Annotated in this window: 21 protein-coding genes; 18 read left to right on the top strand and 3 right to left on the bottom strand. The window is 36.6% G+C overall.

What is annotated here, in order from left to right; all coding sequences use genetic code 11:
- Positions 1-140 precede the first annotated feature (140 nt).
- The 5 genes from EO116_RS00375 (at position 141) to EO116_RS00355 (ending at position 6,050) form a co-directional block, all read left to right on the top strand.
- Positions 141-1,091, top strand: coding sequence for an ABC transporter substrate-binding protein (locus EO116_RS00375; RefSeq protein ID WP_127160159.1), 951 nt, complete (start codon positions 141-143; stop codon positions 1,089-1,091).
- Between the two features lie 19 nt (positions 1,092-1,110).
- Positions 1,111-3,258: a TonB-dependent siderophore receptor gene (locus tag EO116_RS00370; RefSeq protein WP_164726010.1), complete on the top strand. Its 2,148-nt coding sequence runs from the start codon at positions 1,111-1,113 to the stop codon at positions 3,256-3,258.
- 124 nt (positions 3,259-3,382) lie between these two features.
- Positions 3,383-3,562: a 30S ribosomal protein S21 gene (rpsU, locus tag EO116_RS00365; protein ID WP_009353131.1), complete on the top strand. Its 180-nt coding sequence runs from the start codon at positions 3,383-3,385 to the stop codon at positions 3,560-3,562.
- Positions 3,563-3,582: 20 nt separating this feature from the next.
- On the top strand, positions 3,583-4,035 hold the full coding sequence (locus tag EO116_RS00360) for a GatB/YqeY domain-containing protein (RefSeq protein WP_127160157.1): 453 nt from the start codon (positions 3,583-3,585) through the stop codon (positions 4,033-4,035).
- A gap of 119 nt (positions 4,036-4,154) precedes the next feature.
- A complete protein-coding gene (locus EO116_RS00355; protein ID WP_127160156.1) occupies positions 4,155-6,050 on the top strand; it encodes a glutamine synthetase in 1,896 nt (631 codons plus the stop codon).
- Between the two features lie 288 nt (positions 6,051-6,338).
- On the opposite strand, the gene EO116_RS00350 is transcribed toward EO116_RS00355, so the two are convergent.
- Positions 6,339-6,758, bottom strand: coding sequence for a phosphate-starvation-inducible protein PsiE (locus EO116_RS00350; protein ID WP_164726009.1), 420 nt, complete (start codon positions 6,756-6,758; stop codon positions 6,339-6,341).
- Positions 6,759-6,827: 69 nt separating this feature from the next.
- Complete coding sequence (gene tpx / locus EO116_RS00345) at positions 6,828-7,343, bottom strand: thiol peroxidase (protein WP_127160155.1); 516 nt, start codon at positions 7,341-7,343, stop codon at positions 6,828-6,830.
- Positions 7,344-7,467: 124 nt separating this feature from the next.
- Here tpx and EO116_RS00340 point away from each other — a divergent pair, with 124 nt between their 5' ends.
- The 10 genes from EO116_RS00340 to EO116_RS00295 all read left to right on the top strand — a co-directional run bounded on the left by EO116_RS00340 (position 7,468) and on the right by EO116_RS00295 (position 17,885).
- Positions 7,468-9,204, top strand: a complete 1,737-nt coding sequence (locus tag EO116_RS00340) for an ABC transporter ATP-binding protein (RefSeq protein ID WP_127160154.1) — start codon at positions 7,468-7,470, stop codon at positions 9,202-9,204.
- Positions 9,194-10,927, top strand: coding sequence for an ABC transporter ATP-binding protein (locus tag EO116_RS00335; RefSeq protein WP_127160153.1), 1,734 nt, complete (start codon positions 9,194-9,196; stop codon positions 10,925-10,927). The genes EO116_RS00340 and EO116_RS00335 overlap by 11 nt, the downstream gene beginning before the upstream one ends.
- Positions 10,928-10,939: 12 nt before the next feature.
- Positions 10,940-11,746: an RNA methyltransferase gene (locus EO116_RS00330; protein WP_127160152.1), complete on the top strand. Its 807-nt coding sequence runs from the start codon at positions 10,940-10,942 to the stop codon at positions 11,744-11,746.
- A gap of 59 nt (positions 11,747-11,805) precedes the next feature.
- Entirely contained in the window at positions 11,806-12,672 is an 867-nt protein-coding gene (locus EO116_RS00325; RefSeq protein ID WP_127160151.1) for a ChbG/HpnK family deacetylase, read from the top strand.
- Entirely contained in the window at positions 12,669-13,667 is a 999-nt protein-coding gene (locus EO116_RS00320; protein ID WP_127160150.1) for a flippase-like domain-containing protein, read from the top strand. The genes EO116_RS00325 and EO116_RS00320 overlap by 4 nt, the downstream gene beginning before the upstream one ends.
- 2 nt (positions 13,668-13,669) lie before the next feature.
- The gene (locus tag EO116_RS00315; protein WP_062402832.1) at positions 13,670-14,122 is read left to right on the top strand and encodes an ACT domain-containing protein; all 453 of its coding nucleotides are present in this window, start codon (positions 13,670-13,672) and stop codon (positions 14,120-14,122) included.
- A gap of 18 nt (positions 14,123-14,140) precedes the next feature.
- On the top strand, positions 14,141-15,433 hold the full coding sequence (locus tag EO116_RS00310) for a homoserine dehydrogenase (RefSeq protein ID WP_127160149.1): 1,293 nt from the start codon (positions 14,141-14,143) through the stop codon (positions 15,431-15,433).
- A 10-nt stretch (positions 15,434-15,443) separates the two neighbouring features.
- The gene (gene thrB, locus EO116_RS00305; protein ID WP_127160148.1) at positions 15,444-16,373 is read left to right on the top strand and encodes a homoserine kinase; all 930 of its coding nucleotides are present in this window, start codon (positions 15,444-15,446) and stop codon (positions 16,371-16,373) included.
- Positions 16,374-16,453: 80 nt separating this feature from the next.
- Positions 16,454-17,317, top strand: coding sequence for a zinc metalloprotease HtpX (gene htpX / locus EO116_RS00300; RefSeq protein ID WP_127160147.1), 864 nt, complete (start codon positions 16,454-16,456; stop codon positions 17,315-17,317).
- A 64-nt stretch (positions 17,318-17,381) separates the two neighbouring features.
- Positions 17,382-17,885: a cob(I)yrinic acid a,c-diamide adenosyltransferase gene (locus EO116_RS00295; protein ID WP_009353784.1), complete on the top strand. Its 504-nt coding sequence runs from the start codon at positions 17,382-17,384 to the stop codon at positions 17,883-17,885.
- Between the two features lie 114 nt (positions 17,886-17,999).
- Here EO116_RS00295 and EO116_RS00290 read toward each other — a convergent pair whose 3' ends face one another.
- Complete coding sequence (locus EO116_RS00290; RefSeq protein WP_009353780.1) at positions 18,000-18,350, bottom strand: hypothetical protein; 351 nt, start codon at positions 18,348-18,350, stop codon at positions 18,000-18,002.
- A 72-nt stretch (positions 18,351-18,422) separates the two neighbouring features.
- Between EO116_RS00290 and cobU the strand changes: the two genes are divergently transcribed.
- Genes cobU through cbiB form a run of 3 tightly spaced genes read left to right on the top strand, consistent with a single transcriptional unit; the run spans position 18,423 to position 21,500 of the window.
- The gene (cobU, locus tag EO116_RS00285; RefSeq protein ID WP_127160146.1) at positions 18,423-19,010 is read left to right on the top strand and encodes a bifunctional adenosylcobinamide kinase/adenosylcobinamide-phosphate guanylyltransferase; all 588 of its coding nucleotides are present in this window, start codon (positions 18,423-18,425) and stop codon (positions 19,008-19,010) included.
- Positions 19,003-20,523, top strand: coding sequence for a cobyric acid synthase (locus tag EO116_RS00280; RefSeq protein ID WP_127160145.1), 1,521 nt, complete (start codon positions 19,003-19,005; stop codon positions 20,521-20,523). The genes cobU and EO116_RS00280 overlap by 8 nt, the downstream gene beginning before the upstream one ends.
- Positions 20,523-21,500, top strand: coding sequence for an adenosylcobinamide-phosphate synthase CbiB (gene cbiB / locus EO116_RS00275; RefSeq protein ID WP_240629081.1), 978 nt, complete (start codon positions 20,523-20,525; stop codon positions 21,498-21,500). Before EO116_RS00280 ends, cbiB begins: the two co-directional genes overlap by 1 nt.
- Positions 21,501-21,504: the final 4 nt, after the last annotated feature.

Below are 21,504 nucleotides of genomic sequence, written 5' to 3'. Positions count from 1 at the left end.
ATTTTATTTATATTACTATGGAATAAATTGATTTAACAATTTGTAAATTTAAGTAACAAGTGAGCAAGTGCTCAATATATAGTGTTCGGATAAGTTCCATTTTCCTTAGGGAAAATGGATTTTTTATTAGGAGGAAACTAATGCGATTGTGGAATGCAGTAGCTTATACCTCTGTTCTATGCGGTTTGATGGCACTATCAGGGTGTTCTTGGACTGCTGATACGCCAACAGCAGTAACACAAGAGGCGGCAACAAGAACGGAAATTGACAGGATGGGAACTTCTGTGACCATGCCAAGTCATCCCAAACGGGTTGTGATCTTAAATACAGCCAATATTGATATGTATTTGGCCGTAGAAGGAACCATTGTGGGCCGTATGGATGCGGCTTCCTTATCAGGAGAGTTAAAAGATAAGGTGAAAGATATCCCTTCTGTAGGGAATACATATAATCCTGATGTAGAAAAGATTATTAGTTTAAATCCTGATTTGGTGATTGGTATGAATATAGCCAATCATATAAAACTTCGGGAGGCTTTAACATCGGCGAACATTCCTTTGTATATTAATGATTTAGACTCCTTTGAGGATGTCAATCGGTCCTTGCAATTATTTGGTGAACTTACAAACCATGAAGACATAAGTAAGAAAGAAATAGAGAATATAGACCAAACATTTACTATGTATAAAGAAAAAATTAAAGATAAACCACACCCCAAAACCTTATTATTACTAGGAACACCAGGTAACTTGAATGTGAGTACAGACCGTTCTTTTAGTGGTAAATTATTGGATAGCTTAGGGGCTAATAATATTGGTAAAAATATAGGTGGTGAGGCTCCTTATGTACCATTAAGTTTAGAATTCGTTCAAGAACAGAATCCAGAACGTATTATTTTTGTAGTTATGTATCCTGATCCTTCTATTAAAGAGTCCTTTGTAAAAGAAATGCAATCGAATCCAGCTTGGCAACATGTACAAGCAGTGGAAACAGGTCAGATTCACTATGTTCCAGGTGGATTATTTGCATTAAATCCTGGTACACGAATTACACAAACACTAGAATTAATGTACAAAGCATTATATGAATAAATTATTAGGAGGTTGTATCATGAATAAACTAGTAAAAGCATCCTTATATGGAGCTATTTTCAGTACTTTAGTAGCGCCTACATATGTAACACATGCGATGGATGCCAGTGATAATAATATAGTGGTTGTTACGGCGTCAAAGCGAGCAGAAACTATTAAAAATAGCCCAGCGGCGGTGCAAGTTATTACTCAAGCAGATATGAAACGATTAGGTGCAGATACTGTAGAAAGTGCTTTACAACTAGCTGATAATATTAATCTATCAGAAGCAGGAATGACTGGTAATCAAGTGATGATTCGAGGCATGGAATCTCGGCATTCTTTAGTTCTTGTGAACGGTCGTCGTTTGGCAGGTGAAGATGCATCCAATACGACGAATGTGTACACTTTGCGTCGAATTAATTTAGATCAAGTGGATCGCATTGAAATTGTCCGTGGCTCATCCTCTGCTTTATATGGATCAGATGCTATGGGTGGTATCATTAATATTATTACCAAACAGCCTACCCGTATGTCACAATCTTTTGGTGTATCTAGCGGCACTAAACATGAGCAAGTACATTATACACTTAATAGTGGAAATCAAGATCGTTGGAATGCAATTTTCAATGTGAACGTCACAAAAGAAAGACCTATCAATCGACATATGTCAGATCAGACTTTCAATACGAGAACAAAACAATTAACAGGATATACAGAAGGTTATCGCCGTATTATGTATGGTCATAAACAATCCTATAATAGTAGTGTTACATATGATTTCAAAAATTCAAACCAAAATACAATTAAAGTAGATTTCAGTTATTTTAAAGAAAAGCTGCAAACTGATAATGCCGATAAATATGCTACTGTATTCCATAAAAGTGGAATGGTATTTATGGCGGGTCCCAAAATGGTTCCAGTCAATTTGAATAAGCAAGAGCTGTTTGATAATAAGAGTATTCAAACTGGTATTACCTATACAGGTAAAACAGCAAGAAATGCCTATGAAATTTCTACTTATTATAGTCAATTAGACAAATCTTACCGTATGACAGATGGCCGCACTTTACCTGAAGGCGTTATCAATGTGATGATGCCAAGTAAACCACCAACACCACCAACATCATTGAAGTTTGATTATCAATCTTTATATCCTGCTAGTGATTATGATGCGGCTAAGTACAAAAATATTGTCCTCGAAGGAAAAGACACTATGTATGTAGGGGATCATCATAATGTAACATTTGGCGGTGAGTACCGACGTGTTATCTATGAAGGTACGCGTCTAGGTGGGTTGGATGCACATAAAATAAAACAAACTAAAAAATTTCATTATGATTCTTGGGCAACATACGTAGAAGATTTGTGGCAAGTCAATGCAAAACTTTCTTTTACACCAGCCATTCGTTATGAACACAATAGTCAATTTGGACATAATGTAACACCAAAGCTGGGTTTAGTTTATGGAATCGATACTCATACACGGATGAAATTCAACTTTGGTAAAGGATACAAAGCTCCAAGTATTTCAGAATTATACTTAAATATGTTCCATACAACACCAATGGGAGTGTTAAATATTATAGGAAATCCAAACTTAAAACCTGAAACTTCTACATCTTTTGATGTTGCTTTAGAAGCAGAACGGGGTAAAACATTTGGTAAAGCATCCTATTACCATACACGTGTAAGTAATCTAATTGATAGTCATCGGATACAATCTGATGTGCCAGGTGTATCACAACGTCATCAATATTACAATGTAGGTAAAGCGAAAATTCAAGGGGTAGAGTTGAGTCTAGGTCATAAAGTAACTGACCGTCTTACTGTAAAAGGAACCTTCAACTATATCGATGTGAAAGATATGACAACTGACGAACGCTTAGGTAATCGTCCAAGATCAGTAAGCACGTTACAACTTATGTATGATGACCATAAATCCAATGGATATAGTGCTGTATTGTGGAATAGCTTTACACATAAATATGGTTTTGAAGAAGCGCGAAATCGCGGCGCTAATAGTTATAATGAATACTCTTTTAACACATTAAACTTCAATGTCAATAAAAAATGGAATAATGGATTATCTGCCTATGTAGGAATTGATAACTTATTAAACCGTGAAGTACATGATTTATATATCGATGGTCGTATGTATCGAATTGGCATAGAAATGAAATTATAAGATAAATTCCTAGAAACTATAGGGGACTAGGCTTGACAAATATATGTCAACTGCTTATAATATCTGTATGTGCGTATATAAATTACCTGCACTTCCATTATACGTTTTGGAGGGGGGGATATAGATGTCAGAAATTAAAGTCGGTAAAAATGAATCGCTTGAAAGTGCACTTCGTCGTTTTAAACGCTCCTGCCAAAAAGCAGGTGTTTTATCTGAAGTACGCAAACGCGAACATTACGAAAAACCAAGCGTAAAAAGAAAGAAAAAATCTGAAGCAGCAAGAAAACGCAAATTCAAAGCGTAAGTCAATCTTGGAGGTACAACATGTCCTTAAAAGATCAGCTTAAAACAGATATGAAAGAAGCTATGAAAGCTCGCGAAGCGGGTAAAGTGGCTCTTTCAGTCATTCGCATGGTAAATAGCGCCATAAAAAATACAGAAATCGATAAGAAAATTGAATTAGAAGATTCAGACATTCTCGCTATATTAGCGAAAGAGATGAAAATTCGCCAAGATTCTTTAGCTGAGTTTGAGAAAGGTCGTCGTGATGACTTAGTGACTCAAGTGAAAGCAGAGATGGAAGTATTAGCCAAATATTTGCCTGCCCAATTAAGTGAAGAAGAAATTCGTCACATTGTGGTAGAAGCGATTTCCACTCTAACTGCACCAATTAAGATGGGTGACCTTATGCCGTTGGTTATGCCAAAGACTAAGGGTTGTGCGGATGGCAAGTTAGTCAATGCGATTGTCAAAGAAGAACTTGCAAAAGTCAACTAATGTGTTGACAGACTTAATTGATTATGTTACTATAATAATATAATATAATACTAAGTCAATGAGGACTCTAAGAAACATAGTTTCTTGGAGTCTTTTTGTTTATTATGAGGAGGTTTATCATGAGCAAAGAATTATTATATTACATTCCAGCAGGCCAATATGGTAAAGAAGGTGTTCTTGCCTTACTAGAACAACATCCAGAAATTCGTTTTGTATCTTTAGTAGGGGTTGACCTTGCTGGTAATGATACAGATGAAAAAATTCCAATGGAGCAATTCTTTGATGATTATGAATCTTTCTTTGAAGGTCGTGCCGTTCAAACAGATGGATCTTCTGTTGTACTGACGAATATTGCTACTTTGAATAATGCTCGTGTAGATATGTGGGGTGACCCAAGTGTAAACTGGTTTGTAGACTATAACTATGAACACATTGATGAGGCAACAGGCAAACCAACAGGTACACTTCGTATTCCAGCATTCTTAAAGCACTGCGATCGCTATGTAGATTCTCGTTCTATCTTAAAACGTAGCTGTGAATATGTAAAAGAAGAATTGATGAAATTATTACAAACGAACCAAGTGAAAGGCATGGAATTTATCGATGCTAATGAAATCGCTGACGTTATCTTTACATCTGCTACAGAATTGGAATTTTGGGTGAAAACGCCGTCCAGAAATGTAGATGCAAAAGCGTTATCCGTATCTCAAAAACTACAAGAACAATATTGGCAACGTACACATGGTTCCGTTCGTACAGCCTTAGAGAAAGCAGTATCCTTGCTAGATAAATATGGTTTGCATGCAGAGATGGGCCATAAAGAAGTTGGCGGTGTAAAAGCGAAACTAGATGACGAGGGTAATGTAGACTGGGTATTAGAACAATTAGAGATTGACTGGAAATACACAAATAATCCATTACAAACAGCGGATAATGAATTGCAAGCTCGTATCATCGTTCGTGAAGTATTCCGTGAAAATGGCTTAGATGTTACTTTCAATGCGAAACCAATCATCGGTGTAGCAGGTTCTGGTGAACATACGCATTTCGGTGTGATGGTAAAAATGAAAAATGGCAAAGTGCACAACTTGTTCTCCCCAGCGGATTTACGCAAAGAACATGCTAGTCCATTGGCATATGGTGCTATTATGGGGCTATTAAAACACTACGAAGCGATTAACCCATTCATTTCATCCACAACAGACTCCTTAAACCGCTTAAAACCAGGTTTTGAAGCACCTGTATGTATCGTTACATCCTTGGGTACAGATCCTGCGTTGCCAAGCCGTAACCGTACTATTCTTTGTGGTTTGATTCGCGATGTGGATACACCAATGGCAACTCGTTTTGAATTGCGTTCTCCAAACCCATATACAAATACATACACAGCATTGGCACTGATCTACTTATCTGCTTTCGATGGAATGAAATATGTCATTACATCTGGTAAAGCACCAGAAGCAATTTTGGCGGAATTGTCAAAAAAAGAAGGGGAAGCTGCAGACTATTTAGAAGCATCTCGTGAATATCGTTCTGAAGTGGACGTATTTGATGATTTCACAGCAGAAGAGCGTGATCGTAAATTTGGTAAAGCCCCTGCTACTGTATGGGAAAATATCCAAGGCTATACAAACAATCCAGAAAAAGTAGCTTCCTTAACTTTGGGTGGTGCTTTCGAAAAAGATTTGATGGATTCTTTCATGGCTGGTGTAATCAATCGTTGGAAATTAGAATTGGCGAACCGTATTGTTCCAGCTAATATTCAATTAGTGCGTTCCTTACAAGCTATCCATGATGCAACAGATGGTTTTGACAGTGCGAACTGGAACAAAGTGAATACCTTGCGCTTATATCTAGCAAAAGATAGTGTAGACAGCAAATCTTTATTCACACGTATCACTGATGCATTGGTGAAAGGCGACTATGATATAGCGTCTGCATTACAAGTAGAAATGAACGAAAAAGTAGTTGAATTAGAAACATTGTATGCAGAATATACTCGTAACATTTTATAATAGATTTTTATGTAGTGTTTTTACATAGGCCTATTCTATTGGTATGGCATGTAATAAGAGTTCTAATATATATATTTTGGGGGTGACAATAGCCCCCAAGGTATATTTATATGGAAAATAGCATATCATACAGTTTGACTTACAATATAACTAAAGGCTTAAATAAAAAGGACTGAACACGAAATCGTGAACAGTCCTTTTTTATGTAGTATTGAGTTACTATGAATAATTTGTATATGATACAACTCTAATATAGAGAAGTCAAAACGCTATACAAGCGATTCATTTTTATAAACGCTCGTTGCTATATGGCTCTTTACCATATCGTACAACTAAGACCAAACTAATGACTAATGCTAAAATAGCAGCAGACCATAAAAATAGATCCAGTGATGACTCATGGGATACGATGATCAGTCGAATGATGGCAGTAATGCCGATGTAGATAAAGTAGCGAAGAGGGAAGTGGAAGTTGTTTTTAAAATATTTCACTACTAAGGATAAGAATTCAAAAAAGAGGAAGAAGTTAATAATTTCTTCTAAAAATGTAGTATATGCTACATCAGTTGTAAATAAACCCGGTATGAGCGTCACAATATAAAACGCTGTATTCAACACAGCTACGGTTAATACGATACCAATAGAAAATAAAGTGAAATTTAGAACCCACTGAAAAAATGTAGATATTTGTTGCAAAAAATAATTCATAAGGACCTTTCCAATAAAAAAGGGTGGAGTGACGAATCACTGCACCCTTATGTATTTACTTAGTAACAATTAAACTAAGGCTTTAGTTGCCGCTTCAGCTGCGTCGAAGTTAACAGCAGATGTTACTTCTGGCACGTATTCTACGTAACGAACTACGTCGTCTTTGTCGATGACAACGATACCACGAGATAATAAGCGTAAGCCTTCAAGAATGAAACCATAATTTTCACCGAAAGAAAGATCGCGGTGGTCAGATAAAGTTTCTACTTGGTCGATACCAGCAGCACCACACCAACGTTTTTGAGCGAATGGTAAGTCTACGGATACAGTCAATACAACCACATTGTCACCTAATTTAGAAACGTTTTGGTTGAACCAACGAGTTTGCGCATCACATACGCCAGTATCCAAAGATGGTACTACGGAGATAACTTTTACTTTACCAGCATAATCTGCTAATGTTTTTTCACCTAAACCATTGTCTAATAATGTGAAAGCAGGAGCTTTGTCGCCTACTTTAACTTCTTTGCCCAATAAAGCGATTGGGTTACCAGCAAATGTTACTACACCTGTACGTTTTTCCATTGTATGTTCCTCCTTAAAATACGGAATAATATCTTTTGTATATTGACATTATAACATGGTACAATAAAATTAGTAAATAAACTTTATCGAAAAAAATCGAAATTATCATAGAATGGGGGTACGTATGAAAGGTTTTCACTTATTCCGATACTTTTTTAAAGAACATTCCTATAAATATATCATTGGTATCATTCTACTTCTAACAATTAATGGATTATTCTTGTTAGTGCCTACTTGGATGGGGGAAGCCATCAATACATTATATGTGGGAAAAGATGGAATTTGGTATTACGTTAGTTTGTTTGTACTGCTAGCTATTGTGATTACTGTGTTGAAATTTATTTCACGTCACATGCTCTTAGGATCTATACGCAATTTCGAGTTCTATTTGCGTCGTGAGTTATTTCATCATGCATTACGCATTCCTACTTCGTATTACGATGAACATGGTCCAGGAAAAGTTATGGCTTTGATGACAAATGATGTAACCTCTTTACGTGTATCTCTGGGATTAGGGGTTATGTTATTTGTAGATGTCTTATTCTTTGGGGTCATTGCATTTTGTATCCTCGTTCAAAAGATGTCCCTATGGTTAGCAGTGGTGACTATATTGCCGATGCCATTTATTGTGTATGGCATGTTGAAACTTTCAAAACATTTACGAAGTCGTCAAAAGAAAGCGCAAAGTTCCTACAGTGATGTGACAGAATATGCCCAAGAGTTATTTTTAGGTATGGCAGTCATTCGTGCATTCAACAAGGAGTATACAAGCTGGAAACGGTTTATAAAAGTGAATGAAAAGAACTATGAAAACAATCTAGATGTGGTGCGTATTGATTCCTTACTGACTCCATTAACATATATGGCACCCTTTGTCTGCTATGCTCTCAATATGTATGTATGTGGTCAAGCTATCATCAATGGAGAACTAACAGTAGGCGAATTTGTGGCGCTTAACGGCTATGTCATGCTTGTTATAGGACCTATCATGGCAATTGGCTCTTTAACATCTGTATTGCAAAAAGGCTTGGCCTCCTTGGAACGAATGGAAGAATTCTTTGAACTTCCGCAGGAAGAAATTCAAGAACAAGTAGGGTACTTACCATTAGAAGATATACATATTCAAGGATTGAATTTTACCTATGCTAGTAGTAAGGAACCAATTTTAAAAGATGTATCTATGCATATTCCAAAAGGGTCATTTATTGGTATTGTTGGTGGTCCGGGGTCGGGGAAATCTACTTTATTTAAATTATTATTGGATATTCAACATGCACCTAAAGATAGTATCTATTTCGGCTCTACCGATATTCAAGATATTCCTCTTAGTACATTGCGTCATAGTATTGCCTATGCACCATCCACGCCTTCTTTACTAAGTGTATCTATTCGAGATAATATTCAATTTGGCTATACAAATGGAAAAGATTTGTCAATGACTATTGAAGAAGCTGCTCAACGGGCGGGGTTATTTAGAGATTTAGAGGAACGTATTGAAGGGAATCGTAAGTTTGACAACTTAGAAGAAGGTGGTACCGATGTATCTGGAGGACAACGACAACGAATTTCTTTGGCTCGTGCATTCTTTAAAGATGCTCCCTACTTGCTGTTAGATGATGCTTTCTCTGCTTTAGATGCTCATAGTTTATGTCATATCTTAGACACACTGCGATCTAATACAGAACAAACTATTATATGCATTTCACAGCGTCTAGAGGCCTTAGAAGGTGCAGATTGTATTTATGTGTTCCATGAAGGTCATATCGTTGAATCCGGTACGCATTCAGAATTATTACAACAAAAAGGTATGTATCATCAGTTGGTGATGTTGCAAAAGCGAGGAGATAGCCATGAGAACTAAACAAAAAACAGATTATCATGTGCTATTACATTTGTGCACATTTATCAAACCCTATATGGCTTATATGTGTCTTGGCGTTTGTATGTTGCTGTTAGTGCTCGGTGTACAACTAGTACGCCCAGTTATTATGAAAGAATTTATCGATGTCGGTGTGGCAACTAAAGATATGGGGCTCATAACGAATTATGCAGTGGCTTATATTGGATTAATTTTGTTTGGAATGATTGCATTAGGTGTTGAAAACTATGCTTTGCAAAGTTTTGGACAACGTATCATCTATGATATTAGAAATAAAATTTTTGAAAATATATTAACTATGAGTCCTAGAGAGTTTACGGCGTATCCTGTAGGAAATTTAGTGACAAGAGTTACCAATGATACAGAGTCAATTCGTACCTTATATACAGAGGTACTAGTAAAAATAAGTAGTAGTATCCTTCAGATTATTGGTATCTTAGCATTTATGTTCCTTATAGACACTACATTAGCTACCATAGTATTACTATTAGTACCTGTATTTGCTGGGGTTATTTTTATCTATCGTAAGTATGCTAGAAAAGCTTTCAGAGGTGTTCGTAGTAAAGTGGCTGCATCCAATGCATCCGTACAAGAAATGTTAAATGCTATTTTGATGATTAAAACCTATGTGGGTGAAATTATCATGGAAAAAAGCTACGATAAGGTAAGTCGAGAATTTCTAGAGGCAGGCCTATTTGAGGTAAAAACATTTGCTATTTTTAGGCCGATTGTAGATGGATTATTTTTTGTAGCTCTGATTGCTATTTTTACTGTAACTGGATATTTTGATTCTATTACGGAGGCAGGCACAGTATTTGCATTTTTACAATATATTAATCGGATTTTTGAACCTATCAAAGAAATTGCTGAGAAATATGGTAACTTACAGTCTGCCTTAGCAGGAGCAGAACGTATTTTACCTATGTTGGAAAGTGAAACTAAGCAGGTACAAAAGAATATTGTGGTGCCTAAAGAATTTTCTGCGATTCATTCTATCGAGTTTGATCATGTCTATTTTTCTTATGATGGAACAGAAAATTACGTATTAAAAAATATTAATTGGTCCTTACAGGAGGGAGAATTCTTAGGAATAGCAGGTCCATCCGGTGGCGGTAAGTCAACTATGATGCAATTATTACTTGGTTTTGAACAGCCTACCAAAGGATGTATTCGTATTAATGGACACGATTTGAGTACGTTGGACCCAAGAATTATACGCCAATCTATGGGCTATGTATTCCAAGACTCCCATTTGTTTAAAGGTTCTATTGAAGAGAATATTTCTTTGTTTGATAGTTCTATTACAGAAGAAATGATAAAAGAAGCTGCTAAACGGGCTCATTTAGATAGCTCTGTACAGCGTTTGGAAGAGGGATATCATACACCTGTAGGATATTTGGGATCTTTACTTTCACAGGGGCAACGTCAACTATTGTCCTTAGCTAGAACCTTGGTACAGAATAAATCATTATTGGTATTCGATGAGGCTACTTCCAATATAGATAGTCACACAGAAGAATTATTGCAACAATCGATTGCAGATATGAAAGGTGAAAAAACGATGATTGCCATAGCACACCGGTTATCAACCTTACGTGATGCTACCAAAATTATTGTCATATCTGATGGTGAAATTGTAGAACAAGGTACCTTGGAGGAAGTGTTAGATAAACAAGGTTTGTTCTATCAATTATGGAATGCATAAAGAAAGGGTAATATGGAAGAAATTACTTCAAGAGATAATAAAAAAATTAAACACATTGTACAATTATATAAACGAAAATATCGTACTACGCATCAGGAATTTGTAGCCGAAGGATATCGCACTGTAATGGATATATTGCCTACTGGTACAGTACGGTATGTCATTGTCAATATTGAATCCATAAAACAGGAACAGTTAAATCTATTGCTATCTTTATGTGACACCTATGATGTTCAGGTATTTTCCATTTCAGATAGCCTATGGAAAGGGATTGAAACAACAGTTCATGGGCAAGGTGTAATTGCTGTAGTATGTCAAAAAGTACGACGATTAGAAGATTTTCGTGTAAAAGAGAATGGTTTATATGTGCTGATTGATGGGGTACAAGATCCAGGCAATTTAGGAACTTTAATACGAACTGCTGTTGGTGCTGGTGTAGAGGCTATGTTCTTAACGTCTAATACGGTAGATATATACAATGAAAAAACAGTACGAAGTACTATGAGCGGATTGTGTAAATTACCAATTTATACAAATGTCACAAAAAATGAGGTAGTAAGGCTTATAGAAGAGCAAGGAATTACACTGTATGGAACCGTATTAGAAGAGAGTATAGATTATGGACAACCAACCTATGAAGGGTCCACAATGATTGCTTTAGGAAATGAAGCAAATGGTATTACAGAGGATATATTACAGTTGGTTACACAGCGAATTTCTATCCCTATGTATGGTCCTATGGAATCTCTGAATGTTGCCATAGCTGGAGCTTTGTGCATGTATAAAGTACAAGAAAGAAAACTTTGTCTATCCAAATAGCAATAATTTTGGTAGAATAAGAATACAATTATCCATTTAGTGCGTACAGGAAGGTAACTATGAAACGTCTAATTGTGAATGCAGATGACTTCGGTTTGCATCCTCTTATTAATGAAGGAATCTTAGAAAGTCATCAACAAGGAATAGTAACAAGTACGTCTTTATTGGCATCTGGAGAGTATTTTGAGGATGCCGTCTCATTAGCTAAGACAACACCTACATTGGGCGTAGGTATACATATATGCTTGGTTGGTGGTCTTTTACCAATTTGTGACCCTAAAGAAGTTCCAAGTCTGCTCATAGATGGCAAATTTCCTATGACACATACAGAATTTATAAAACGGCTTTTTACAGGGCAAATAAAGGGAAATGAATTACGAAAAGAAATTGAAGCACAATTTCAAAAAGTAATGTCTACAGGATTACCGATTACTCATGTGGATGGACATCAACATATGCATGTGCTACCACAAGTATTGCCTATAGTGGCAGAACAAATGAAGCGCTATGGTTTAACTAAGATTCGTATGCCTGATGAAACTCCATTTTTATTGAATGGTGTGTCTTCATTAGGACGTTGGATTGGTAAAGTTGGGCTTACGGTCATTACACAACAAGCTTATGCTACATCTAGAGACTTAGGATTTTCATCGCCTTTATATTTTTGGGGCATGATGAATGGTGGACAGTTGAAAGAAGATGCCTTATTAGCAATTTTAGGAAAGGTTGCTAAGAAACAAGGGGTCCATGAAATTATGACACATCCTGGCAAAGATAATAATACACTTCGATCCTTATATGAGTGGGGATATCATTGGGATGAGGAACGATCTGCTATGACTTCGACTAGAGTGAAAGAATATATTGGTACTCAAGATATTAGTCTGATTCATTATGGACAATGGAATGAAGGAGACCATTCATGAGTACCATGATAAAGCGAGGAATCTTAATTGGATTGTTGCTTCTGATTGTGTCAGGAATAACAATTTATTTTACAATTGATTTAGATTCATTAGCTACGCTAGGTACATTCAACATTACATCTTTATTGTTGGCAATATTAGCACTTGCTTTAGGAATGTACTTTGATGGATTGCGTCTGCAACGATTGGTACGTATGGGTGGATATAGTTTATCCTTAATTGCCATTTTACGAGTTATATTTGGTAATTATTTTATGGCCATGTTAACTCCCGGTGCAAGTGGTGGCGCGGTGGCACAGGCTTTAATTTTACGATCCTATCATGTTCCTATTGGCAAAGCAGCACCTATTGTATTAGTACGAACCGTATTTTCTATTTTATTTTTAATTGTCATGTTACCGATTATATTAGTAACAGAACCAATTGAAGTACCCTATATAACTAATACACAATTGTTAGGTATATCAATTTTCGTTGTGATTTCAACATTTCTGGGAATGTATCTATTACAAACGCGACTCATGAAACGCTTGGTAACTTGGATATGTAAAATGATGAAAAAAGGAAATCCTAAAGGCTGGCTCATCAAGTTGGATGAATTTAATGGAGGACTTAGTTTATTATATGCAAATCCGATGCAATCTTTCATTGTATTTATCGAGTCTGCATTGAGTTTATTATTCTTGTATGCGATAGCACCAGCTTTGATGTATGCGTTTACGTCAGATATTAGCATTGTTGAAATTTTAAATCGCATGATTTTATTAAATTTAATTTTATATTTTGCTCCCACACCTGGGGGAACAGGAGTTGCTGAAGGATTATTTGTGTATTTGTTTGCCTCCTTTGTTCCCATTGGAACAGTGGGGCTAGTTGCAGTGGCATGGCGGATTGTAGCTGAATATATTCCGTTCTTTGTCGGTATGTACTCCGTATTTACTTTATATGGACAACACATCGCAAGTTCCGTATCCACTAGTAGTGAAGAGGTGTAGTTATGGCTGTGAAAGGCAAAAAAGACAAATTTTATTTAGTGAATGAAGTAATTTTACCTGAGGCGATTAAAAAAACAATCAAAGTAAAATCTATTTTACAATTAGGAGAGGCGAAAACGATTAATGAAGCTGTAGAAAAAATGGATTTGAGTCGTTCTGCCTATTATAAATATAAAGATTATGTCTTTCCATTTTATGAACTTTCACAAGGTAAAATTGTGTCTATTAATGCCCTAATTTCTAATGAATCTGGTATGCTATCTAACATTTTACGGATCATTGCAGATTATAATGGCAGTGTATTGACAATTAATCAGAATTTGCCGCTACAAGGTGTAGCACATGTGAATATTTCCTTTGAAACGAAGGAATTAACATTACCAGTAGAAGATGTTTTGCACGAAGTACGACAATTAGAGGGAGTTATTAAGGTCGAACTAATTGGTCAAGCCTAGTGCTTAAGGAGATAAATAATGAAGCAAGGCGTAAAGATTGCCCTCTTGGGCTTTGGTACTGTTGGTCAGGGTACAGTTGAACTATTAACAAAAAATTTAGATGTCATACAAAATCGTATTGATGTACCAGTGATTGTGGATAAAATTTATGTTAGAAATCCAGACAAATATAGTCATATTACACTACCTGCAACGGCTACATTTGTAACAGATTATAAAGAAATTTTACAAGATCCATCTGTAGATATTGTGGTAGAAGTGATGGGTGGTACCACCTTTGCACGTACTTGTATTGAAGAAGCTATTATTGCTGGAAAACATGTGGTGACGGCTAATAAGGATTTATTAGCAGAAGCTGGTCCCTATCTTATGGAATTAGCTACAAAACATCATGTGGATTTACGCTTTGAAGCGAGTGTGGCAGGGGCGATTCCGATCATCCGTGCCTTATATGATTCTTTTGGTAGTAACCAAATTACGGAAATCATGGGGATTCTAAACGGAACCACAAATTTTATTTTGTCTAAAATGAGTGAAGATGGATTAGGCTACGAAGAAGTACTGAAAGAAGCACAAGAACTGGGCTATGCGGAAGCTGACCCTACATCCGATGTGGAAGGCTATGATGCAGCACGTAAATTAGCTATCTTAGGTTCTATTGCCTTTAATAAACGTATCTTCTTTGAAGATGTAAGTTGTGAAGGAATTACACAAATTGATGCTAGTGACATCCAATTTGGTAAAGAGTTTGGCTATACGATTAAGTTATTAGGTATTGCGAGAGAAACGAAAAAAGGCTTGTCTTTAAATGTACATCCTGCTTTTATTGCCAACACACATCCATTAGCCTCTGTTCGAGGTTCCTTTAATGCTGTATTCTTATGTGGCAATGGCTTTGATGATGCTATGTTCTATGGTCGTGGAGCTGGTAGCTTACCAACCGGTAGTTCTATTGTGAGTGACGTAATGGAAGTAGCCCGCAATGTGGTGCAAGGCAAAACAGGGGAAATGAAACAATTCTATTATCCTCAAAAAACAATGTATAGTTCTAGCAAAATTGAATCTGCTTATTACATTCGCATGACTGTGGATAACTCTACAGGTGTATTGGCAAAAGTAGCGACCAAATTAGCAGAACAACGTATTTCTGCTCATTCAGTGATTCAACGTAAAGCAGATAATGATACGGCTACATTAGCGATCATTACTTCTAAATGCCCTCATGCGTATATTCAAAATTTAATTGATTCTTTCAATCATTTACGTGTCGTTAGAGAAGTGGGTAGTGTCATCCGCATTATGGTTGAATAAAGGAGTGTTCATGAAATCTATTACGGTACAAGTACCGGCTACGAGTGCTAACTGTGGTCCTGGATTTGATTGTCTAGGAGTCGCATTAAACTTATATAATTTATTTACCTTTGAACCTGATACAGAGGCTACATCTAATACGTATACTTTTGAAGGTTTTGGGGCAGATTTATTGGAACAGGAAGACCATAGTCAAAATCTAGTGGGTATTGCCATGGAGCGTGTATTTAAAGAGGTGAATACTACACCAGTATACGGTCGTATCCATTCTAATACACAAATTCCTCCGTCAAGAGGACTTGGTAGTAGTTCTACTGCCATTGTAGGTGGTTTACTATTGGCCAATGCCTATTTACAGGAGCCGCTAAACAAGGACCAGTTATTACTTATTGCCAATGATATGGAAGGGCATCCAGATAATGTAGCGCCAGCTATTATGGGGAATTTAGTCTGTGCTGTTGGTGGAAATGATACGGTATTTCATTCTCATATCGATGTACCAAGTAATTTAACTTTTGCTGTAGTAGTACCAGAAGTGATTGTAGAAACATCTTATGCACGTAGTGTACTGCCAACGGAATTAAGTTATAAGGAAGCCGTTGCCAATGTAGGCTTTGCTACTTTATTCGTAGGTTCAATGATACAAAATCGTATGGACAATTTGTCTGTAGCGTTACAGGATTATCTACATGTGCCATACCGTAAAACGTTGATTCCCTATTGTGACGAAGTATTTACGGCGGCTAAGGAACATGGAGCCTATGGGTCTACTATTAGTGGTTCAGGTTCTACTTTAATCGCTTATTGTTCTCCAGAACATGGGGTGACCGTAGCAGATGCCATGAGCTCTGTCTTTATGAATCACGATATTGATTGTCGTCGCTTTGTGCTTCATGCAGACCGTGAAGGCGCTAAAGTTGTGAAAATTAAATATGAGTAAAACACTTCATGATTCTTTTAAACTGTATATGATATAATTAAGTATATATATTCTAAAATATATCTAAGTAGGAGGAATACATGAATAATATAAAAACAGCAGCCTTGTTGGCATTATTATCAGGATTATTGATGGTGATCGGTCAAATGGTTGGAGGTCACTCTGGAATGATACTGATGTTTATTATTTCCTTAGGTATCAACTTCTATACCTATTGGAATAGTGCGTCTATGGTACTACGTGCGTATGATGCAAAAGAAATTACAGAGCAAAACAATCCTAACATCTTTCATATTGTAAAAAAATTAGTTCATAATGCAGGGTTACCGATGCCAAAGGTGTATATTATTGAATCAGAAGTACCTAATGCATTTGCTACAGGCCGCGACCCTGAGCATGCAGCAGTGGCTGTGACAACAGGTATTATGAACTTATTAACAGATGATGAAATTGAAGGTGTACTAGCTCATGAACTCTCTCATGTGAAACATAGAGATACATTAATTAGTACTATTGCAGCCAGTATGGCAGGATTTATTGCTATGGTGGCGAATATGTTACAATGGGCAGCTATTTTTGGAGGCCGTGATGATGAGGAGAATTCTAATCCTTTAGCATTAATTGGCACTATCATTTTAGCACCTTTGGCAGCTAGCTTAATTCAAATGGCTATTTCACGATCTCGTGAGTATTTAGCAGATGAAGAAGGGGCGATGATGAGTTGCAAGCCATTATCCTTAGCATCTGCATTAGCCAAAATTGAGCATTATGCTAAATTTGGTGTGCTTCCAGGGCAAAGTGAAAGCCGCGTATCATCTACAGCACACATGTTTATCATTAATCCTTTAAGTGGGATTTCTTCCACTATGACTCAATTATTTAGCACGCATCCATCTACAGAAAGTCGTATTCAACGTTTGCGTGACATAGCGAGTCGTATATAAAGGGAGCAATGCACATCTTATGTTACAGAGATCGTAAGATTTCTAATTGTTAAGGAGGTATACTATGGCAAAAGTGTACACAAAAACAGGCGATGCAGGTTCTACTGGTTTATACACTGGTGAACGTGTAAGTAAAGCATCTCAACGTGTTTGTACGTACGGAACCATTGACGAGGCGCAAGCCTTTCTTGGAGTAGCTCGTGCGTACTCTGATAAAAAGGTAGTGCAAGACACATTATTGCAACTTGAAAAAGAACTATGGATGATTATGGCTGATATCTCTAGCTTAGGGCAAGAAGCTACTATTACAGATGAGCATGTGACTAATTTAGAGCAGATCATCGACAAATTTGATGAACAATTAGAGCCCCTATCTAAATTTATTTTACCTGGCGATAGTAAAACATCTAGTTTCTTACACTTAGGTCGGACCATCGTTCGCCGTGCAGAACGAGACCTATGGAAATTAGGAGAAACAGAAGAGATTCATATGTCGAATCTTCGCTATTTGAATCGCTTATCCGACTTGCTATTTATCTTAGCGCGCGTAGAAGATGAAGTGAAATAGTATACGATATAAAAGGAGGTACTCCATATTGGGTACCTCCTTTTAGTATCTCTTAGATTATTTCTATCAAATCTTTTTGGATGTGCTATAATACTATGTATGTAGTTACTGTAATTAATGTTGTACTTCTTGTACATCTACAGTTTTGTTTAATACATCTTCTGGGCTTGGATAGAAGAAATAGATCTGATCGATTTCATTTTTAAATTTCTCACGGATGTGTACAGATAATAATGTTTCAAACTGAATGATGTCTTCTGATTCCATCACAGCATCTTCTACCAATACAAATAATTGTGGATCTGCCTTTGGGGCGTTTGGTGGTAACCGATCTGGTGAAAGTGGTACATTCACAATGATGCGTACAGAAGCTACATAATTTCCATTTTGATCTTTGATGGCTGCACGGTATGTATTTTCCCATAGAGTGGCCATTAATTGGATGTCTAAATTTAATAATTCCATAGTTGTCTCCTTTATTAATGAATGTATAGTACTTATGATAACTGATAAAGGGCAACTTTGTATAGGTATACTATGAAAAATCGTATCATATTTTGTACAGGTGGTGCCCGTAGTGGCAAAAGTGAATTTGCAGAAACGTTAGCACTATCAAAGGAAGGACAAAAAGGATATATTGCTACAGGTCAAGCCTATGATGAGGAAATGAAACATCGTATTCATTTGCATCAAGAACGGCGTAAAAAGATTTGGAACAATTATGAAATTCCTTATGCTATGAGTGCAGAGATTCAAAAAGTATTAGATGAATGCTCTGTGGTATTAATAGATTGCTTAACGATGTGGACTACTAATCTAGTATTACAAGATGGAGAATTTACATCTCAGGAAGATATAAATAATCGTGAAAGATTTATACTTTCAGAAGTACAGGCTGTACTCGATGCTATTCGAGCTTATAGGGGAGACGATGAAAAAACAATTATTTTTGTTACCAATGAAATTGGTTTAGGTATCGTGCCAGAAAATAAGTTAGCTCGCATTTTTAGAGATATTATGGGACGTGTCAATCGTATGGTAGCAGCAGAGGCTGATGAAGCGTATATGACAATCAGTGGTATAACAATTGATATAAAAGCATTGGAGGTAAATCACCATGGCTAAAAAGATTATGTTTCAAGGTACCAGTTCTAATGTAGGTAAAAGTATTTTAGCTACAGCAATGTGTCGCATTTTGCACAATAAGGGATATAAAACAGTACCTTTTAAAGCACAGAATATGGCATTAAATTCCTATGTTACAAAAGCAGGGGATGAAATTGGTCGTGCCCAAGTAGCACAAGCGGAAGCAGCAGGTTTAGAACCTATTGTACAAATGAATCCTGTTCTATTAAAACCTACAGGCAATCAGTCCTCTCAAGTTGTGTTAATGGGCAAACCGGTAGGTGTGTATAGCGCTAGAGAATACCATACAAAATACTCCTTAACAGCCTTAGATAAAGTAAAAGAAAGTTTACAATATCTTGATGAAAATTTTGATATGATTGTCATTGAAGGGGCTGGTAGCCCTGCGGAAGTCAATTTAAAAGCTAATGATATTGTTAACATGCGCGTTGCTAAATTGGCAAAGGCTCCTGTTATGCTTATTGCAGATATTGATCGAGGTGGTGCTATTGCCTCTGTTGTAGGCACATTAGAGTTATTGGAGCCTGATGAAAGAGATTTGGTAAAAGGGATTATTATCAACAAATTCCGTGGTGACGTAACCTTATTGCAACCAGCTTTAGATTTTATTGAGCAGAAGACTGGTAAAAAAGTAGTTGGTGTTGTACCAGCCATAGAAAACCTTGATATTGATGAAGAAGATTCTGTAGCATTAGAAAGTAAATATAGAGGTGTATCTAAGGAGATTACGATTGCGGTCATGCAAACTCCTAAAATTTCTAACTTTACAGACTTTGATGCTCTTGCCTATGAACCAGATGTATCTGTTCGTTTTGTGAAACAAGGGGAGCCAATTGGCCATCCAGATATGGTAATTTTACCAGGCTCTAAAAATACATTAGCTGACTTATCATACTTGCAAGAGCATGGCTATGATAAAGATATCCACGACTTAGCAAATGCTGGGGTACCTGTATTGGGTATTTGCGGTGGTAATCAAATGCTGGGAGAAATGCTTTATGATCCGGAAGGGATTGAAGGGGATATTCCTGAATTAAAAGGTTTGGGCTTGCTTCCAACAGCTACTACTATGAAAACTGAAAAATTAACACATCAAGTTTGTTTTGATGTAAAGGAGTTATCTTTCTTAGGTACTAATTATAGTGGTGAAAATCTTGTAGGCTATGAAATTCATATGGGAGATACACAGCCAGTAGGACCGGGAGAACGTTGTTTCCATATTCAAAAGCGTAGTGATACTAAGGTAGATGTGATCGATGGTTTTGTCACTAGTAATGGTCAAGTAATGGGCACATATATTCACGGCATTTTAGATAATGATGGATTACGTCGTGCAATCTTGAATGCATTGCGTACAAAAAAAGGATTAGGGCCATTAGATATTGTATTCCGCTATTTTGAACATAAAGAAGCTGCCTATAATCGATTAGCTACGATTGTAGAAGAACATTTAGATATGGATTATATTCAATCATTATGGGAGCAAGAATAATGGAATGGTTTTTGCACCATCTTCTATATTTTATTCCTTTGGGAGCACTTTTATTAGATACTTTAGTGGGTGATCCTAGGAGTAAGTATCATCCAGTGGTATTGATTGGCAATTGTATTTCTTTCTATGAAAATATATTGTACAAAAAGAATACGACACCAAAACATAAAATCTTGTTAGGCATCTCTACCGTTTTATTGGTCATAATTACTGTTATGATCATCGTTACGGGCCTATTGTTCATCGGTGGTACTATTCATCCAATTGGCTATTTTATCGTTTCTTTGTTGTGCCTATATATCGCCATTAGCCCACGGTGCTTAGCCGAGTCAGGCATAGAAATTGCTAATTTGTTGAGAAAACAAGATATATCTGAAGCACGCCGTAAAGTGGGATGGATTGTAGGTCGTAAGACTAGTGAACTTGATGAAAGCGAAATTACTCGTGCTACCATTGAAACAGTAGCGGAAAATACAGTAGATGGCATTATTTCCCCTCTATTTTGGTTTGTCCTATTAGGTCCCTGGGGCGCCATTGGATATCGAGCTATTAATACGATGGACTCCATGTTAGGCTATAAAAATGAGCGCTATTTATATTTTGGTCGATTTGCAGCCCGCTTAGATGATGTAGTTAATTATATTCCCGCACGTATTACTTGTGTTTTATTTGTGATAGCCTCTTTTCTCTGTGGCAAAGATTGGAAACATGCCATTCGTATAGCCACTCGTGATGCACATAAACATCCTAGTCCTAATGGGGGGTATGCAGAGGCTCCTGTAGCTGGGGCATTACATATTCGGTTAGGCGGAAAAAATGTATATCACGATAAAGTCACCTTTCGGGCCTATATGGGAGACCCTATAACATCTATGGTAGGGAAACACATTTATCAAACTATATATTTGATGTATACTGTTTCTATCTTGGGTGTTGCGTTAACAATGGTCAGTACATATGTAATTAATCAATGGTAGGTGG

This window comes from Veillonella sp. VA137 (assembly GCF_003992015.1).
Taxonomy (GTDB): Bacteria; Bacillota; Negativicutes; order Veillonellales; family Veillonellaceae; genus F0422.
Note: the sequence above shows the minus strand (reverse complement) of the source record. Positions and strands in the feature narration are given on the sequence as shown.

What these genes read in the sequence shown, in the direction of transcription:
- EO116_RS00375 (WP_127160159.1), top strand. Translation starts at nt 141, where the DNA reads ATGCGATTGTGGAATGCAGTAGCTTATACCTCTGTTCTATGCGGTTTG.
- EO116_RS00370 (WP_164726010.1), top strand. Translation starts at nt 1,111, where the DNA reads ATGAATAAACTAGTAAAAGCATCCTTATATGGAGCTATTTTCAGTACT.
- rpsU (WP_009353131.1), top strand. Translation starts at nt 3,383, where the DNA reads ATGTCAGAAATTAAAGTCGGTAAAAATGAATCGCTTGAAAGTGCACTT.
- EO116_RS00360 (WP_127160157.1), top strand. Translation starts at nt 3,583, where the DNA reads ATGTCCTTAAAAGATCAGCTTAAAACAGATATGAAAGAAGCTATGAAA.
- EO116_RS00355 (WP_127160156.1), top strand. Translation starts at nt 4,155, where the DNA reads ATGAGCAAAGAATTATTATATTACATTCCAGCAGGCCAATATGGTAAA.
- EO116_RS00350 (WP_164726009.1), bottom strand. Translation starts at nt 6,758, where the DNA reads ATGAATTATTTTTTGCAACAAATATCTACATTTTTTCAGTGGGTTCTA.
- tpx (WP_127160155.1), bottom strand. Translation starts at nt 7,343, where the DNA reads ATGGAAAAACGTACAGGTGTAGTAACATTTGCTGGTAACCCAATCGCT.
- EO116_RS00340 (WP_127160154.1), top strand. Translation starts at nt 7,468, where the DNA reads ATGAAAGGTTTTCACTTATTCCGATACTTTTTTAAAGAACATTCCTAT.
- EO116_RS00335 (WP_127160153.1), top strand. Translation starts at nt 9,194, where the DNA reads ATGAGAACTAAACAAAAAACAGATTATCATGTGCTATTACATTTGTGC.
- EO116_RS00330 (WP_127160152.1), top strand. Translation starts at nt 10,940, where the DNA reads ATGGAAGAAATTACTTCAAGAGATAATAAAAAAATTAAACACATTGTA.
- EO116_RS00325 (WP_127160151.1), top strand. Translation starts at nt 11,806, where the DNA reads ATGAAACGTCTAATTGTGAATGCAGATGACTTCGGTTTGCATCCTCTT.
- EO116_RS00320 (WP_127160150.1), top strand. Translation starts at nt 12,669, where the DNA reads ATGAGTACCATGATAAAGCGAGGAATCTTAATTGGATTGTTGCTTCTG.
- EO116_RS00315 (WP_062402832.1), top strand. Translation starts at nt 13,670, where the DNA reads ATGGCTGTGAAAGGCAAAAAAGACAAATTTTATTTAGTGAATGAAGTA.
- EO116_RS00310 (WP_127160149.1), top strand. Translation starts at nt 14,141, where the DNA reads ATGAAGCAAGGCGTAAAGATTGCCCTCTTGGGCTTTGGTACTGTTGGT.
- thrB (WP_127160148.1), top strand. Translation starts at nt 15,444, where the DNA reads ATGAAATCTATTACGGTACAAGTACCGGCTACGAGTGCTAACTGTGGT.
- htpX (WP_127160147.1), top strand. Translation starts at nt 16,454, where the DNA reads ATGAATAATATAAAAACAGCAGCCTTGTTGGCATTATTATCAGGATTA.
- EO116_RS00295 (WP_009353784.1), top strand. Translation starts at nt 17,382, where the DNA reads ATGGCAAAAGTGTACACAAAAACAGGCGATGCAGGTTCTACTGGTTTA.
- EO116_RS00290 (WP_009353780.1), bottom strand. Translation starts at nt 18,350, where the DNA reads ATGGAATTATTAAATTTAGACATCCAATTAATGGCCACTCTATGGGAA.
- cobU (WP_127160146.1), top strand. Translation starts at nt 18,423, where the DNA reads ATGAAAAATCGTATCATATTTTGTACAGGTGGTGCCCGTAGTGGCAAA.
- EO116_RS00280 (WP_127160145.1), top strand. Translation starts at nt 19,003, where the DNA reads ATGGCTAAAAAGATTATGTTTCAAGGTACCAGTTCTAATGTAGGTAAA.
- cbiB (WP_240629081.1), top strand. Translation starts at nt 20,523, where the DNA reads ATGGAATGGTTTTTGCACCATCTTCTATATTTTATTCCTTTGGGAGCA.